At 39.9% G+C, this 16073-nt stretch carries 11 protein-coding genes; 8 read left to right on the top strand and 3 right to left on the bottom strand.

The features are described from left to right. The first annotated feature begins 154 nt into the window (after positions 1–154). A complete protein-coding gene (locus BUA60_RS13525) occupies positions 155–2707 on the top strand; it encodes an ATP-dependent Clp protease ATP-binding subunit (RefSeq protein WP_072862741.1) in 2553 nt (850 codons plus the stop codon). A 205-nt stretch (positions 2708–2912) separates the two neighbouring features. Beyond that, positions 2913–3323 carry an STAS/SEC14 domain-containing protein gene (locus BUA60_RS13520; protein WP_072862484.1) on the top strand — a complete coding sequence of 137 codons (411 nt, stop codon included), beginning with the start codon at positions 2913–2915 and terminating at the stop codon, positions 3321–3323. 36 nt (positions 3324–3359) lie between these two features. Here the strand turns inward: BUA60_RS13520 and BUA60_RS13515 are convergent, their stop codons facing one another. Beyond that, positions 3360–4901: a bifunctional ADP-dependent NAD(P)H-hydrate dehydratase/NAD(P)H-hydrate epimerase gene (locus BUA60_RS13515; RefSeq protein WP_072862482.1), complete on the bottom strand. Its 1542-nt coding sequence runs from the start codon at positions 4899–4901 to the stop codon at positions 3360–3362. 268 nt (positions 4902–5169) lie between these two features. Here BUA60_RS13515 and thrA point away from each other — a divergent pair, with 268 nt between their 5' ends. From thrA to thrC, 3 genes are all read left to right on the top strand, one after another. Continuing rightward, entirely contained in the window at positions 5170–7614 is a 2445-nt protein-coding gene (thrA, locus tag BUA60_RS13510) for a bifunctional aspartate kinase/homoserine dehydrogenase I (protein ID WP_072862480.1), read from the top strand. A 36-nt stretch (positions 7615–7650) separates the two neighbouring features. Beyond that, positions 7651–8583 carry a homoserine kinase gene (locus BUA60_RS13505; RefSeq protein ID WP_072862478.1) on the top strand — a complete coding sequence of 311 codons (933 nt, stop codon included), beginning with the start codon at positions 7651–7653 and terminating at the stop codon, positions 8581–8583. Between the two features lie 66 nt (positions 8584–8649). Beyond that, on the top strand, positions 8650–9945 hold the full coding sequence (gene thrC / locus BUA60_RS13500; RefSeq protein ID WP_072862476.1) for a threonine synthase: 1296 nt from the start codon (positions 8650–8652) through the stop codon (positions 9943–9945). Positions 9946–9956: 11 nt separating this feature from the next. Here the strand turns inward: thrC and glf are convergent, their stop codons facing one another. Beyond that, complete coding sequence (gene glf, locus BUA60_RS13495) at positions 9957–11054, bottom strand: UDP-galactopyranose mutase (RefSeq protein WP_178346998.1); 1098 nt, start codon at positions 11052–11054, stop codon at positions 9957–9959. A 136-nt stretch (positions 11055–11190) separates the two neighbouring features. On the opposite strand from glf, the gene BUA60_RS13490 reads away from it, so the two are divergent. Further along, positions 11191–12234 carry a glycosyltransferase gene (locus tag BUA60_RS13490; protein ID WP_072862474.1) on the top strand — a complete coding sequence of 348 codons (1044 nt, stop codon included), beginning with the start codon at positions 11191–11193 and terminating at the stop codon, positions 12232–12234. An 18-nt stretch (positions 12235–12252) separates the two neighbouring features. Here the strand turns inward: BUA60_RS13490 and BUA60_RS13485 are convergent, their stop codons facing one another. After that, positions 12253–13866: an aminopeptidase P family protein gene (locus BUA60_RS13485; RefSeq protein WP_245802550.1), complete on the bottom strand. Its 1614-nt coding sequence runs from the start codon at positions 13864–13866 to the stop codon at positions 12253–12255. Positions 13867–14127: 261 nt separating this feature from the next. On the opposite strand from BUA60_RS13485, the gene gcvT reads away from it, so the two are divergent. Beyond that, positions 14128–15213 carry a glycine cleavage system aminomethyltransferase GcvT gene (gene gcvT / locus BUA60_RS13480; protein ID WP_072862471.1) on the top strand — a complete coding sequence of 362 codons (1086 nt, stop codon included), beginning with the start codon at positions 14128–14130 and terminating at the stop codon, positions 15211–15213. Between the two features lie 39 nt (positions 15214–15252). Beyond that, positions 15253–16071, top strand: a complete 819-nt coding sequence (locus BUA60_RS13475; protein ID WP_072862469.1) for a sugar nucleotide-binding protein — start codon at positions 15253–15255, stop codon at positions 16069–16071. Positions 16072–16073: the final 2 nt, after the last annotated feature.

Genomic DNA, 16073 nt, shown 5'->3' with positions numbered 1-16073 from the left:
CTTCAAATATGAGCTACGGATAACGATTTGATTGTTAATTTTTTCGCAAATAATGGCTTATTTCGGCAAATCGAACACGTTTAACGAATATTAGGTATAGTATTTGCCATAGATTGATATAGATTTACTATTTTTAAAGTTGAAAGGATATTTTATGGACGACAATTTTTCCCCTAGAGTAAAAGATGTTATTGCTTACAGTAAGGAAGAGGCCTTAAGATTAGGCCACGACTTCATTGGAACCGAGCATTTAATGCTGGGATTACTGCGAGACGGTAATGGAAAAGCAATAAGCATTTTAGACGCATTGGACGTGGACTTGGATCACTTGAGAAGAAAAGTGGAGATATTAAGTCCCGCCAATCCGAATGCTGGCGCTGCACAAAAGGACAAAAAGAACCTGCATCTGACCAGACAGGCGGAGCGTGCACTGAAAACAACATTTTTAGAAGCTAAATTATTTCAAAGCTCATCTATCAATACGGCTCATTTATTACTATGTATTTTGCGTAATGAAAACGACCCTACCACAAAATTACTGCATAAGCTAAAAGTGGACTATGATGGAGTAAAAGACCAGTTTAAATCAATGATAACAAGTGATGACGATTATATAGATTCTCCTACCTCGGAATCCTTTCCTAGCGATTCCGATGAGCCCAATGAAGAAAAAGAAGGCACTTTTGGCACTTCCGGTAGTGGGCAAAAAGGTAGCAAAAAATCTAAAACCCCTGTATTGGACAATTTTGGTCGCGACCTGACCAAAATGGCAGAGGAGAACAAATTGGACCCCGTTGTGGGCCGTGAAAAGGAAATTGAAAGGGTTTCCCAAATTTTAAGCAGAAGAAAAAAGAACAATCCTCTGCTAATAGGAGAGCCTGGTGTTGGTAAAAGTGCCATTGCCGAAGGACTTGCCCTTAGGATAATCAACAAAAAAGTTTCCAGAATCCTTTACAATAAAAGGGTAGTGACCCTGGATTTGGCTTCTCTAGTCGCCGGTACCAAATACCGCGGCCAATTTGAAGAGCGAATGAAGGCGGTCATGAACGAACTGGAAAAAAATGATGATGTAATCCTGTTCATCGATGAGATCCATACTATTGTTGGTGCCGGTGGCGCCACAGGCAGTTTGGATGCTTCCAATATGTTTAAACCGGCCCTTGCCAGAGGTGAAATTCAATGTATTGGAGCAACTACCTTGGACGAGTACAGACAATACATAGAAAAAGATGGTGCTCTGGAAAGGCGTTTTCAAAAAGTAATTGTAGAGCCTACTTCCGTAACCGAGACCATTGAGATTCTAAAGAATATCAAAGGTAAGTACGAAGATCACCACAACGTAATTTACACCGATGAGGCCATACTTGCCTGTGTAAAACTTACCAATAGGTACATGACGGATAGATATCTACCGGACAAGGCCATTGATGCCCTGGACGAGGCAGGTTCCCGTGTGCATATTGTTAACATGGATGTACCCAAACAAATTTTGGAACTGGAAAAACAGTTGGAAGACGTTCGTGAACTAAAAAATACGGTTGTAAAAAAACAGAAATACGAGGAAGCCGCCAAACTAAGGGATGATGAAAAACGCATCGAAAAAGATTTGGCCATTGCCCAAGAACGATGGGAGGAAGACAGTAAGCTCCACAAAGAAACCGTTACCGAGGACAATGTTGCTGACGTGGTTTCCATGATGAGCGGTATTCCCGTAAACAGGATTGCACAAACAGAAAGCAATAAATTGGCCGAATTGCCAAAACTTATCAAGAGCAATGTAATTGGTCAGGACGAAGCCGTTGCCAAGGTTGCCAAAGCGATCCAACGTAACCGGGCAGGTCTTAAAGACCCCAACAAACCTATTGGTTCCTTTATCTTTTTAGGGCAAACAGGGGTAGGTAAAACACAACTTGCCAAAATACTGGCCAAGGAGTTATTCGATTCCGAGGACGCCTTGATCAGAGTGGACATGAGTGAATATATGGAGAAATTTGCCATATCAAGACTTGTAGGTGCACCTCCGGGATATGTTGGGTATGAAGAAGGTGGACAGTTAACCGAAAAGGTTCGCCGTAAGCCCTATTCCGTTATTCTATTGGATGAAATTGAAAAAGCACACCCAGATGTATTCAACATGCTTCTACAAGTGCTGGATGATGGTTATTTAACGGATAGTCTTGGTAGAAAGATCGATTTTAGAAATACGATCATCATAATGACCTCCAACATTGGAGCAAGACAGCTAAAGGATTTTGGCCAAGGGGTTGGTTTTGGAACTTCCGCAAAAAAGGCCCAAGCGGACACACATCAAAAAAGTGTCATCGAAAACGCCTTGAAGAAAGCCTTTGCACCGGAATTCTTGAACAGAATAGACGACGTAGTTGTATTTAACGCCCTGGAACGAGAGGATATCCACAGGATTATCGATATTGAGTTGAAGAAATTATACCTCAGGATCAAGGATATTGGGTATGATTTGCAGTTAACCGATAAGGCCAAGGATTATATTGCCGAAAAAGGCTTTGACAAACAATACGGCGCTAGGCCACTAAAGAGAGCTATTCAAAAATATATTGAAGATGCGCTGGCCGAAGAAATCGTAAATTCCAAATTGGAGGAAGGCGATACTATTCATATGGATCTTGATGAGGCCAAGGAAGAGCTCACCATTAAGATCAAAAAAGCAGAAAAGTCGTCCAAAACCTAAATTGGACATCTATAATCAACACAAAAAAGGAGTAGCAAAATGCTACTCCTTTTTTTATTTATTCCCCAAGCTTTGTAAGAAATAAAACACAGAGACCCCATTTCTACTCCACATAAACGATTAAAGTGTCTTTAATCTAATAATTTTCATAATAGTTGTACTTAATTCTACATTCGCTGCAGACACACTATATAAAATACGGAGAATGAAAGTCGGACGACCCAAGAAGACTATTATCGTACGAGAATATCAACTGGACATTGGAAAAGTACAGGTATTTGACGATTACATGGTTTCTATTTTTGACGAAGGAAGCACCATAACCAAAGAAAGAGTATTTCAAATTATAGGCATTATGGAAATACATTTCAGAAATAAAAACTTTGGCTATATAAGTTTAAGAAAGAATTCCTATGCCATTGATCCAATGGTTTACAATCAAATTAGGGAAATAGAGAATATTAAGGCATTTGCAGTAGTTTCAATTAAGGAAATAGACATGCACAACTTTAATATAGAGAGACTGTTTTATAAGAAACCCATGAAATTCTTTATTGATCAGGACAATGCCCTGATGTGGGTTAGAAGACGCGTAAGAACATCCAACGCAGAATAACGGTATGTCATTATAGTACTTGGCAATGACACACCGTTATTCTCTTTCACCGGCAGACGCGTCCGGCTCCGATGTCTGAAAAAGATCCAAATAGGCCTGGCCAATATTATCCAATATGCCACTGGCAATCAAGGCTTGAAAACCACATTTTTCCACCGCTATATCCGCGGCTTTCCCATGGATGTATACCCCAAATATGGCAGCATTTAATGGAGAATAACCCTGAGCAATCAAGCCCGTGATTACCCCTGTTAGAACATCACCGCTTCCACCTGTGGCCATACCTGGATTTCCAGTGGTATTTACATAACCCATATCCTTATATATAGTAACGGTGTTTGCCCCTTTTATCACTAAAATACAATCGTATTTTTCAGAGAACTCTTTTGCTTTTTTCAACTTGTCAAAATCATCTGCCCAGTTCCCAATTATACGTTCCAACTCCTTGGGATGCGGGGTTAAAACGGTTTGGGGAGGCATTTCTTTTAATAAGTCCTGATTCTTGGAAAGAATGTTTAATCCGTCAGCATCTATCACCAAAGGCAGTTTATTCCCCTTCAGAAATTCAGAAAAGGCCTTAACCGTAGTTGCCGTGGTTCCAATGCCAACCCCAATACCGATAACAGTAGGGAGCATACTGAAATCAATTTTTGATATTTCCAATTCTTCATTATCCGTAATTACCATGGCCTCGGGCAATGCCGTTTGCAATGGCAAATACCCACATTTTGGCACATAAGCGGTAACCAATCCGCTTCCGGCCAACATACTTCCTTTTGCTGCCAAAACCACTGCCCCGATCTTACCGTAACTTCCGCCAACAATCAAAGAATGGCCATAACTGCCCTTATAGGAATATTTCTTTCTAGGAAGGTACATGGTCAGTACTTCGTTCTTACCTATCAACTCATATTTCGACTGTAACTTAAACAAAAACTCCTGGTCCAAACCAATATCAAGAATCTCCCAATGATCCATATATTTACCTGTTTCCGGAAGGAAAAAAACAAGTTTAGGCACTTGAAAAGTAAGCACGTAATTTGCTTTTATTACAGCTTCGGTATTAGGGAGGCCGCCCTCCATAAAAAGTCCGGAAGGCATATCTATTGAGAGAATAAAAGCATTGGAGTTGTTCAGGTGCTGCATGAGCCTTACCACCCAAGTATCAGGAACCCTGTTCAATCCTATCCCAAAAATAGCATCAACAATAATATCATCTCTTCCAATAACAGGTAATTCCGATTCTTCATTTAGAAAATTGGGCCAGACGCCTTTATCCTTTAGTCTATCCAGGTTTATTAAAAAATCCTTGGACCTGTGCTCGCTATAGTTAACAACAAAAACCTCGATATTGTAATCGTGATCCTTCAAATGCCTTGCAAGGACCAGCCCATCCCCACCATTGTTGCCGATACCGCAAAACAAAAGAATTTTTGCCTGGGCACCCTGCATTCGGGAATGCATCCAATTAAAAATCTGAATTGCAGCCCTTTCCATAAGCTGCTCACTGGTGATTTGTTGCTTATCTATTGTGAATTTATCAGCTTCGTATATCTGTTTGGCATTAAAAATCTTCATTCTATAAGATATTTTAGTAAAAATTGATGATTTGGCAAAAATCCGCAAAAACATTTGATTGGGTAATCAAAAATACTACATTTGGTTCTTTATTCTTATGATGACATTTAACAATACGGACAATAAATTACTTAATACACCATTTATAGATGGTTGCATTGCTATTACCGTTATCAGAATCACTACCCCATTGGGGTAAGCTACTACATATACGTCCGTTACACAATTTTATCAAAATTCAGTTTTTCTTACTTAATTCCATTGAACCATGAAAGTTCTAAAATTCGGTGGCACTTCGGTGGCCAACGCCAATAATATCAGCTTAGTAAAAAATATTATCGCGGATCTAGGGTCCAACAAAACCATAGTAGTGGTTTCCGCTCTTGGAGGAATAACGGATCTTCTTTTAAAAACAGCCGCTTTAGCTTCTACACAGGATCAAACCTATAAAACAACACTAAAGGAAATAGAGGACAGACACCTCTTGACCATCAAGGAACTAATCCCAATACAATCCCAGAGTAAGGTACTTAGCAAGGTAAAGAGTGAGCTAAATACCTTGGAAACGCTTTTGGAAGGGGCTTATTTAATTGGTGAGATTACACCAAAACTATCGGATAAAATTGTGAGTTATGGGGAGTTGCTGTCTTCCTATATCATAAGCGAATATTTTATTGTTGAAGGAATAGATACCGTACATGCAGATAGCAGACAACTAATAAAGACAAATTCCAATTTTGGAAAAGCGGCCGTTAACTTTGATCTGACGAACAACAATATTACCGAATACGTGGACAAATGCAATAATTCCGTAATTATTATGGGAGGCTTTATTGCTTCGTCCGTAAACGGAGATTCTACCACCCTAGGGCGTGGAGGATCGGACTATACTGCTGCCATCGTTGCAAATGCCATAAATGCGGAAGTTCTGGAAATATGGACAGATGTAAGCGGCATGTATACCGCCAACCCAAAAATAGTAAAGCAGGCCATGGCCATTCCACATATTTCTTATGAAGAAGCTATGGAGTTGTCGCATTTTGGTGCAAAGGTTCTTTATCCGCCCACTATACAACCGGTATTGACCAAAGGAATTTCCATCGTCATCAAAAATACCTTCGATCCAAAGGCAGCAGGTACCTTGATTACCAAGAATAAAAATGGACAAGGTAAAACCGTACGGGGAATAAGCCATGTGGAAAATATTGCCCTGGTATCCCTTGAAGGACCTGGCATGGTAGGAATTACAGGTATCTCCAAACGCTTTTTTGAAGTGCTTTCAACTGCAGGTATCAGTGTTGTAATGATTACCCAGGCATCATCCGAACATTCCATCTGCATAGGAATAGACAATCAGGATGCAGACCATGCAGTACAAGTCATCAATGATGCCTTTGACATTGAAATTTCCCTTGGAAAAATAAAACCGGTAATTGCGGAGAAAGATTTGGCCATCATTGCCTTGGTGGGCGACAACATGAAAAGCCACCAAGGACTTAGCGGAAAAATGTTCAGTACCTTAGGTAAGAACAACGTTAATATACGTGCCATAGCCCAAGGTGCATCCGAAAGGAACATATCTGCCGTTATCCTTAAGGAAGATGTAAAAAAAGCTCTCAATACATTGCATGAGGAATTTTTTGAGGAAAATATAAAACAGTTGAATCTGTTTGTCATGGGTGTAGGTAATGTAGGTGCCAAATTTCTAAACCAAATACAATCACAAAAAAAGTATTTAAAAGAGAAGCTAAAGCTCAATATTAGGGTTATAGGTATGTCCAATTCCAGAACTATGATATTCGATGAAGATGGAATTGCCCTTAAGAACTGGGAAGAATTGCTAAGCAAGGGAGAAAAGACCAATCTAGACCTGTTCTTCCAAAAGGTAAAAAAACTCAATTACAGAAATAGCATCTTTGTTGACAATACCGCCAGCCAAGAGGTTTCGGAAACTTACAATTCATATTTGAGGAATAGCATATCCGTTGTTACCTGTAATAAAATAGCCTGCTCATCGGCCTATGACAATTATCAGGAGTTAAAGGATCTGGCCAGACAGTACAATGCACCCTTTCTTTTCGAAACTAACGTTGGTGCTGGATTACCCATTATAGACACCTTGAAGCACCTAGTAGCATCAGGGGACAAAATATTAAAAATTCAAGCGGTACTTTCAGGTAGTTTAAATTTCGTTTTCAACAATTTCAACGATGGCACCACCTTTCATGATGTAGTAAAACAAGCCCAAGAGGAAGGCTATACGGAGCCAGACCCCAAAATAGATTTAAGTGGGGTGGATGTAATGCGAAAAATATTGATATTGGCCAGGGAAAGTGGAAATGTACTGAACATAGAGGACATCCAGAACAATCCTTTTCTGCCACAAGAGAGTTTGGAAACCACCAACAATGAGGATTTCTTCAAATCCTTGACCAAGTATGAAACATCATTTCAAGAGATGTACAAAAAAGCAGTGGAGGAAGACAGCAAATTGAAATATGTGGCGCAATTTGAAAACGGAAAAGCCAGTGTGGGTCTGCAGCGCATACCCAAGGGACATGATTTTTATAATTTGGAAGGTAGTGATAATATTGTATTGTTCTACACAGAACGCTATCCCAACCAACCCATGATTATAAAAGGTGCAGGAGCCGGAGCCGATGTTACTGCCTCTGGGATTTTCGCAGACATTATTCGTATCGGTAATTTTTAAAAGGGGCCCACAGATCTGAAATTTATTTGATGAGAAATGAAAACTAACGAAATTAGAATTTTCTGTCCAGCTACGATAGCCAATGTTTCCTGTGGCTTTGATGTTTTGGGGCTTGCTTTGGATTCCGTAGGTGATGAGATGGTGGTAAGGAAGACCACTGAAAAAGGAATAAAAATTACCAAGCTTACAGGACAGGATCTACCCACCGAAACCCTTCAAAATGTTGCCGGTGTTGCCGGTTTGGCCCTGTTGGCGGAAAGTGATCATGTAGGTGGTTTTGAGATAGAAATTTACAAAAAAATAAAGGCGGGCAGCGGTATAGGAAGTAGTGCCGCCAGCTCTACAGGAGCGGTATGGGCCATGAACAAGCTGTTGGGCAGTCCCTTTAGCAATCTGGAGTTGGTAAAATTTGCTATGGAAGGAGAGCGATTGGCCAGTGGGGTTGCCCATGCGGACAATGTTGCCCCTGCCCTATTCGGAGGTTTTACCTTGGTACGCAGTTACCAACCTTTGGATATAGTAAAAATTCCGACCCCTCCAGAATTATACGCAACGGTAATACACCCGCAAATAGAAGTAAGGACTTCAGACTCCAGACGAATCCTAAAAACATCCATTTCACTGGAAGACGGTATAAAGCAATGGGGCAATGTAGGCGGACTGATTGCCGGGCTATTTACTAATGACTACGACCTAATAGGCAGGTCATTGGTAGACCATATCATAGAACCCATTAGATCCATTCTTATTCCCGGATTCGACAAGGTGAAGGAAGATGCCCTGGGAGCAGGTGCCCTTGGCTGTGGAATCTCAGGTTCCGGACCATCTATCTTTGCGCTAAGTAAGGGCAAGGAAACTGCCCTTAAAGTGGCCGAAGCCATGAGAAAAGTATATGAAAAAATAGGGGTAGACTATGACGTACACGTTTCCAAAATAAATACCCAAGGGATTAAAATACTGGAAAACTAATATATTATGTCCTTCGAGGCATAAGTCGGAACTCAAAAATTACAACTCATTCTAACACCAATAAATATGAACTTTTATAGCCTAAATCAACAAGCACCCAACGTATCTTTCAAAGATGCAGTTATAAAAGGAATTGCCCCTGATCGTGGGTTATATTTTCCGGAAATAATCAAGGCCCTGCCAAAGGATGTTTTCAACAAGATAGAAGATTACTCCAATCACGAAATTGCCTTCTTGGCCATACAACAATTTGTAGGCAAGGATATTCCAGAAGACGCTCTTAAAGAAATAATTGCCGATGTTTTGGATTTTGAATTTCCTCTTGTGGAAATTGAGGACGACGTGGCCGCATTGGAACTTTTTCATGGACCCACCTTGGCCTTTAAGGATGTGGGGGCCAGATTTATGGCAAGATGTCTAGGCTATTTTTCGAACGAAAACACCAAAGATGTAACCGTATTGGTTGCTACTTCCGGAGATACCGGAGGCGCAGTGGCGAATGGATTCCTTGGGGTGGACGGAGTTAAGGTTGTTATTCTATATCCTAGTGGTAAGGTAAGCGATATTCAAGAGAAACAATTGACCACATTGGGCAAAAACATTACTGCCTTGGAAGTCGAAGGCACTTTCGACGACTGCCAAAACATGGTAAAAACAGCATTCCTGGACGAAGAGTTGATCCAAAATATGCAATTGACCTCGGCCAATAGTATCAATGTGGCCAGATGGCTTCCTCAAATGTTTTATTTCCTGTTCGCATATAAAGAGATGAAATCCAAGGGCAAGGATATTATATTTTCTGTCCCTAGTGGCAATTTCGGAAACATATGTGCAGGTATTATGGCACAAAGATTGGGAATGCCGTGCAAACATTTTATTGCCTCAACAAATGTAAATGATGTAGTTCCCCGATATATGGATACAGGGGCATATGAACCAAAAGCTTCCATCGCCACCATTTCCAACGCCATGGATGTTGGGGACCCCAGTAATTTTATAAGGATAAGGCATTTGTACAAGAATAATTTTGAGGAGCTATCCAAAAACTTGACTTCCTATTCCTTTACGGATAATGAGACCAAGGAAGCCATGCTAAAATTATACAACGACTTTACCTATGTAGCCGACCCACACGGTGCAGTTGGTTATTTGGGTCTAAAGAAATATCAACAGACCCATCCCGGCACTTACGGCATCTTTCTTGAAACCGCACACCCTGTGAAGTTTTTGGATGTAGTGGAGGATACCATTCGTGAAAATATTGATTTGCCGGAAAGTATCGTAAAAGTAATGGGCAAAAAGAAAAAGTCTATTAAAATATCCCAATATGACGAGCTAAAGGGCTACCTATTGGGTAAATAAATAGCTTTATCTCAGTTAAAGATTTTTTTGCACTTGGCCAATGCCGAGGCTATAACTTGGTGCATATCGTAGTACTTATATTCGGCCAACCTTCCACCAAAAATAATATTATCCTTTTCGGACAAGGTTTTGTATTTGGAGTAAATTTCACTGTTCCTTTCATCGTTGATAGGATAATAAGGCTCCTTATTGCCAGACCATTCGGTGGGGTATTCTTTTGTTATTACAGTCTTTTTCTGTGTTCCAAATTCAAAATGCTTGTGCTCTAGAATACGGGTATATGGAATGTCTGAAGCTGTATAGTTCACAACCGCATTACCTTGGTAATTTTCCATATCCAGGGTTTCATGCTTAAAATCCAGACTCCTATATTCCAGCTTACCGTATCGATAATCATAAAACTCATCAATTTTTCCAGTGAACACTACCTGATCGGCCATTGCTACCAATTCCGTTTTATCTTTAAAAAAATCGACTTCCAAACGTGTTTCGATACCATCCAATAAACCATTGATCAACTTATTGTAACCCCCAACAGGTATTCCTTGGTACTTATCATTAAAATAATTATTGTCGAAGGTAAATCGCAATGGCAACCTTTTAATAATAAAAGCAGGCAGTTCTGTGGCTTTTCGCCCCCATTGTTTCTCCGTATACCCTTTGATCAACTTTTCGTAAATATCCTTACCAACCAGCGACAAGGCCTGTTCTTCCAAATTTTTTGGATTTTTCACCCCTACTTCCCTTACTTGTTCCGCAATGACAGACTTGGCTTCCTCGGGCGTCTTTACCTTCCATAACTGATAAAAGGTGTTCATATTGAAGGGCAGATTATAAAGCTCGCCCTGATAATTGGCCACTGGTGAATTGGTATACCTATTAAATTCCACAAAACTATTTACATAATCCCAAATTGCTTTGTCATTGGTATGAAAAATATGGGCTCCGTACTTATGAACATTTATACCCTCCACTTCCTCACAATAAACATTGCCTCCAAGATGCGGACGTTTATCTATAACCAGGCATTTTTTTCCCTTCTTCTTGGCCTCATGGGCAAATACGGCGCCAAAAAGTCCAGCTCCCACAATAAGGTAGTCGTATTTCATTATAGGTAGATTAGTATCCAATAGGAATAAAAAAGTAAAACTAATGTATATTATAACGTTTACGAATTGAAATCAAAAAAAAATCCCTTTTGGCATAACATGGTTATATTTGCAGAGCTCAAAGAACCAACCCGTAATGGCCAATTTATTTTATATCTCTCGAAATTATAAAGCTACCAACAGTGCAGCCTCCAAGCCGAAAACAGATTGTGAGCGGATTTTGGACAAGATAGGTTTCAAAAATTTAGGTTTTAAACAGACTACATACGCCAGTTCCGCCTTAGGTGCGATAATAAGTTTTTTTGGAATAACAAAGGGGGTTATCCGATTGCCAAGAAATTCTACCTTGGCCATACAATACCCTCTTAGCAAATATTACAAATACATTACTACCATAGCTGGAATAAAAAAATGCAAAATCGTTTTGATCATTCATGATGTTAAATACCTCATGGGAAAGAATAAGGATATTGCCCGGGAAATGAAAAAATTCTCATGTGCCGATGTAATCATTGTACATAACGACAACATGAAAAAATGGTTCGAGCAACAAGGGGCAACCGCCAAATTGATCCCCTTGTACATGTTCGATTATTTGGACGACAATAGTAGCTATACTGCTCCGGAACTTTCCAATAATGGCTTATTCGATGTGGTTTTCGCGGGTGGCTTGGGAATGGCAAAAAGTGCCTTCATCTATAAATTGGATGCCTTAAAAAATAATAGCTTCCATTTAAAATTATATGGCAGCGGTTTTATCAAAAACGATGTGGACCCCGCCAACACCATCATAAGTTTCGAAGGTATGTTTTCCCCGGATGACGTTGCAAAACATATAAGAGGTTCCTTCGGATTGGTTTGGAACGGGAATTCCATAGACGAATGTGCCGGACATTTTGGACAATACCTTTTATATAACAACCCCCATAAAACTTCGCTATACTTACTCTGTGGCCTTCCAATAATTATTTGGGACAAGGCGGCCATCGCCGCGTTCATAAAAGAACGCCAATTGGGTATTTGCATTTCCTCATTGGAGGAATTGGACGGAAAATTAAAAAACCTGTCCAATAAGGACTATCAACAAATGGTAAAAAATGTAGCGGAGGTTAGGGAACAAATAATTTCTGGCGGATTTTTAACAGCGGCTATGAAAAAGGCCCTTCAAGAACTTTCCTAGTTCCCCGTATAGACCCATTTAATCCAAAGCTGGCAATTTAAAATGATCCAGTGGACTGCTTTGTTGCATTACCGCCTCTATGGCCTCGGTGGTCCTAGGAGCCATTCCCGATAAATTAACAGGACCATTTTTGGTGATCAGTATATCATCTTCTATCCTAACTGCTATACCCCACCACTTTTTATCACAATCACTTCCCTCGGGTATATAGATCCCGGGCTCTACAGTGATTACAGTATTTTCCTTAAAGGGCTGGTAGGTGCCCTTATCATGAACATCCAATCCCAAATAATGGGAGGTGCCATGTGGGAAATATTTTCTGGCCTCCTCGGGGCTTTCAATTATTCCCAACTTCATCAACCCTTCGGCAACAACCTCACTTGCGGCCTGCCCAGGGGCCTGAAAGGAAGCCCCTATTACACTGGCCCTAATTCCAGCCTCTTGGGCATTGTAAACAATATCGTAAATCTGTTTTTGTTCCTTTGAAAATTTTCCATTGGCCGGAATGGTCCGGGTTACATCGGCAGTATAACCGTGATATTCAGCTCCCAAATCCATCAATACCAGTTCGTTCCCTACCTTGGGTTTATTATTTTCTATATAATGTAGAATACAACCATTGTTGCCTCCACCCACTATAGAAGGATACCCCTCATATTCTGCGCCGTACTTCTTAAAGACAAACTCATGTATCCCCTGAATTTCCATTTCGGACATATTGGGATGCATGGCCTTCATAACCTCTATTTGCCCTATTGCCGAAATCTCCACGGCCTTTTTTAGAAGTACCATCTCTTCCTTGGTCTTAACCTCCCTGAGAGTACTCATTATTTCCTCCAACATGGCGCTGTTAAGGTTATTGGATTTTAATTGCAGGGCCACCTTTTCCTTAATTTCGATCCGGGATTTATCATCTTCAGCTTCCACAAAATCTACCAATAATTTATCGGACTTCAACTCCTGGTAATAATTTAAATACCTCCCCAGGGTCTGGGCCACATTGGCACTATTTTGCAATTCCGTTGACTTTATCATGCTGTAAAGCTGTTGTTTAGTGGCATCGTAATCTGACGGATAATTGGATTTTTCTTTAAATGTCCTTATCAAATCATATATATCAGCGGGGTCATTGGTATCCCTAAAATCATTTTTAAAATCGAAAAACAGAACACTTTCAAACTGGGAAAAATCAATATCCGAGTATAAGAATTCTTCCGCATTAAAGGCGCGATCAAATCCCAATTGGTCCTTAACCCCTTCTACCCCCAACCGCTTTCCATTCCATTGTTCGGCCTTTTCATCCCTTTTCTGGGCATATAGCACCTCATCATAACTGTTCCCTGACCCATCATTTTGCTTTTCGGAAAATATAAGCAACAAGGAATTAGGTTCTTTATATCCGGTTAAATAATAGAAATCAGGATCCTGATGGTATACATAATCTACGTCGTTGGCCCTATTCCTAACAGCTGCGGCAAAAAATACCGCCACACTATTTGGAGGCATGGCCTTACGTACCTCCTGTCGCCTTCCCTTATGAAAATCCGCACTTAAAAAATCGTTGGGTACCTCTTGGGCCTGAAACCAAGATGTAAAAAAAAGAAATAAAGAAATCATTATTAAATTCCTCATAGTCATCATTAATTTAATGTTTAAAAATAATCAATTATAATACCAGGTTGATTAATAATTGGCCAAAAAACTTGGAAAAGCATATCGGACAATCCCTACTGGGACAAAAAAAGTTCAATGCCTAGTTTAAACAGTCAACATACCAAGCCCGCCAAATTAACAAAGTAAGGTTCCAAATTAACATTAATTTGTGCAAAACAAAAAGTGTATAGATTCTCCCTTAGATTAATTTTCGATATTTTTACGCCACAAATTATTCAAATGAAAAACACCGCATTGACAAAGACCCATGAGGCATTAGGTGCAAAAATGGTACCGTTTGCAGGATATAATATGCCTGTGTCCTATGAAGGAGTTAATATAGAGCATGAAACGGTACGCAAAGGAGTGGGCGTATTTGATGTATCCCATATGGGAGAGTTCTTGGTAGGAGGCCCCAAGGCATTGGACCTTATACAAAAAGTAACCTCCAATGATGCTTCCAAATTAACCATTGGCAAGGCGCAATACAGTTGTTTACCTAACGAAACTGGTGGTATTGTGGATGACCTTATAGTCTATAAAATTAAGGAAGAGCAATATTTATTGGTTGTAAACGCATCCAACATTGATAAGGATTGGGAGCACATCAGCAAATACAATGAAAATTTTGGTGCGGATCTGCGCAATATATCCGAAGGGTATTCCCTTCTGGCCATTCAGGGCCCCAAAGCAGTGGAAGCCATGCAACCATTGACCTCGATTAATTTAAGCGCTATTAAGTTCTACTCCTTTGAGGTAGCGGATTTTGCAGGTATAGAACATGTAATTATTTCAGCCACCGGTTATACAGGTTCAGGAGGTTTTGAAATATATTGCAAGAATGAAGAAGTACAACAAATTTGGGACAAGGTTTTTGAAGCGGGTTCGGCCTACAACATTAAACCTATTGGACTTGCCGCAAGAGATACATTGCGATTGGAAATGGGCTACTGTTTGTACGGTAATGACATTAATGATTCCACCTCGCCTCTTGAAGCGGGCCTAGGTTGGATTACCAAATTCACCAAGGACTTTATAAATAGCGAAGCCCTGGCAAAACAAAAAGAAGAAGGTGTTACTAAAAAACTGGTTGCTTTTGAGCTGGATGAGAAGGGAATTCCACGACACGATTATGATATAGTGGATCCCAACGGAAATAAAATAGGAGTTGTAACCTCGGGCACCATGTCGCCTTCCATGGGAAAGGGTATTGGTTTGGGTTATGTACCCACGGAACTATCCCAAATTGGCGGTAAAATCCACATTCAAATTAGGAAAAATGCAGTTCCTGCCACCATTGTTAAACTCCCTTTTTATAAGGACTAACAGATGTAGCGGTTGAGTTTTGCAAAAGGAGGTGATAGAATGAACAAAATACTCATTTTAGGAGCTAGCGGTTTTATAGGCAATGCCATTTATAAGGAATTACATTCCTACTTTGACACCTATGGTACCTACTATTCTTCAAGAAGAAGCTTTGAGAACAATCAACAGTTCTTCCGGTATGACCTGGAAGAAGACGATGTTCATGATATTTTGAATAAGGTAAAGCCAGATTTAATAATATCTGCCTTGAGGGGAAATTTCCAAGCACAGGTAATGGCCCACCAACATATGGTGGAATACATTCAAAATAGGGATTGCAAATTGTATTTTATATCCTCTGCCAATGTCTTTGATGCCTATAGCAAATATCCATCTTATGAAAATGACAAGACCTTGTCCGAAAGCATATATGGTCGACTGAAAATTAAAATTGAAAACATGCTTCTAAGGATACCCGATTCTAAAATGGCTATACTTAGAGTGCCCATGGTTTTTGGTATAAATTCCCCTAGGATTAAGGAAATAAAAAATGCCCTGACCAACAAGGAACCTATTGAAGTCTTCCCCAATTTGATCATAAACGTCACCAACGATGACAAACTAACACAACAAATACATTATCTGATAAACCACAATAAGACGGGGACTTTTCATTTGGGAAGTACAGACCTGATACACCATGAAGATTTTATTAAGGAAATCGTAAATCGTTTGGGCAATTACAGTCCTATTTATAAGCGTGTATTTACCACCAATGAAGATCGTTATTTGGCAGTGCTACCGAAGTCCAATCAGCTTCCAAAAAATTTATTATTCAATTATCAGGAAATAATAGACCATCATATCTTTAGTGAATAAGC

The sequence above is a fragment of the Arenibacter palladensis genome, assembly GCF_900129275.1.
In the GTDB taxonomy this organism is placed as follows: domain Bacteria; phylum Bacteroidota; class Bacteroidia; order Flavobacteriales; family Flavobacteriaceae; genus Arenibacter; species Arenibacter palladensis.
Note: the sequence above shows the minus strand (reverse complement) of the source record. Positions and strands in the feature narration are given on the sequence as shown.

Excerpts from the sequence above, each read along its gene's own strand:
- BUA60_RS13525 (WP_072862741.1), top strand. The coding sequence starts at position 155 with ATGGACGACAATTTTTCCCCTAGAGTAAAAGATGTTATTGCTTACAGT.
- BUA60_RS13475 (WP_072862469.1), top strand. The coding sequence starts at position 15,253 with ATGAACAAAATACTCATTTTAGGAGCTAGCGGTTTTATAGGCAATGCC.
- BUA60_RS13485 (WP_245802550.1), bottom strand. The coding sequence starts at position 13,866 with ATGAGGAATTTAATAATGATTTCTTTATTTCTTTTTTTTACATCTTGG.
- thrC (WP_072862476.1), top strand. The coding sequence starts at position 8,650 with ATGAACTTTTATAGCCTAAATCAACAAGCACCCAACGTATCTTTCAAA.
- BUA60_RS13515 (WP_072862482.1), bottom strand. The coding sequence starts at position 4,901 with ATGAAGATTTTTAATGCCAAACAGATATACGAAGCTGATAAATTCACA.
- BUA60_RS13520 (WP_072862484.1), top strand. The coding sequence starts at position 2,913 with ATGAAAGTCGGACGACCCAAGAAGACTATTATCGTACGAGAATATCAA.
- glf (WP_178346998.1), bottom strand. The coding sequence starts at position 11,054 with ATGAAATACGACTACCTTATTGTGGGAGCTGGACTTTTTGGCGCCGTA.
- thrA (WP_072862480.1), top strand. The coding sequence starts at position 5,170 with ATGAAAGTTCTAAAATTCGGTGGCACTTCGGTGGCCAACGCCAATAAT.
- BUA60_RS13490 (WP_072862474.1), top strand. The coding sequence starts at position 11,191 with ATGGCCAATTTATTTTATATCTCTCGAAATTATAAAGCTACCAACAGT.
- BUA60_RS13505 (WP_072862478.1), top strand. The coding sequence starts at position 7,651 with ATGAAAACTAACGAAATTAGAATTTTCTGTCCAGCTACGATAGCCAAT.
- gcvT (WP_072862471.1), top strand. The coding sequence starts at position 14,128 with ATGAAAAACACCGCATTGACAAAGACCCATGAGGCATTAGGTGCAAAA.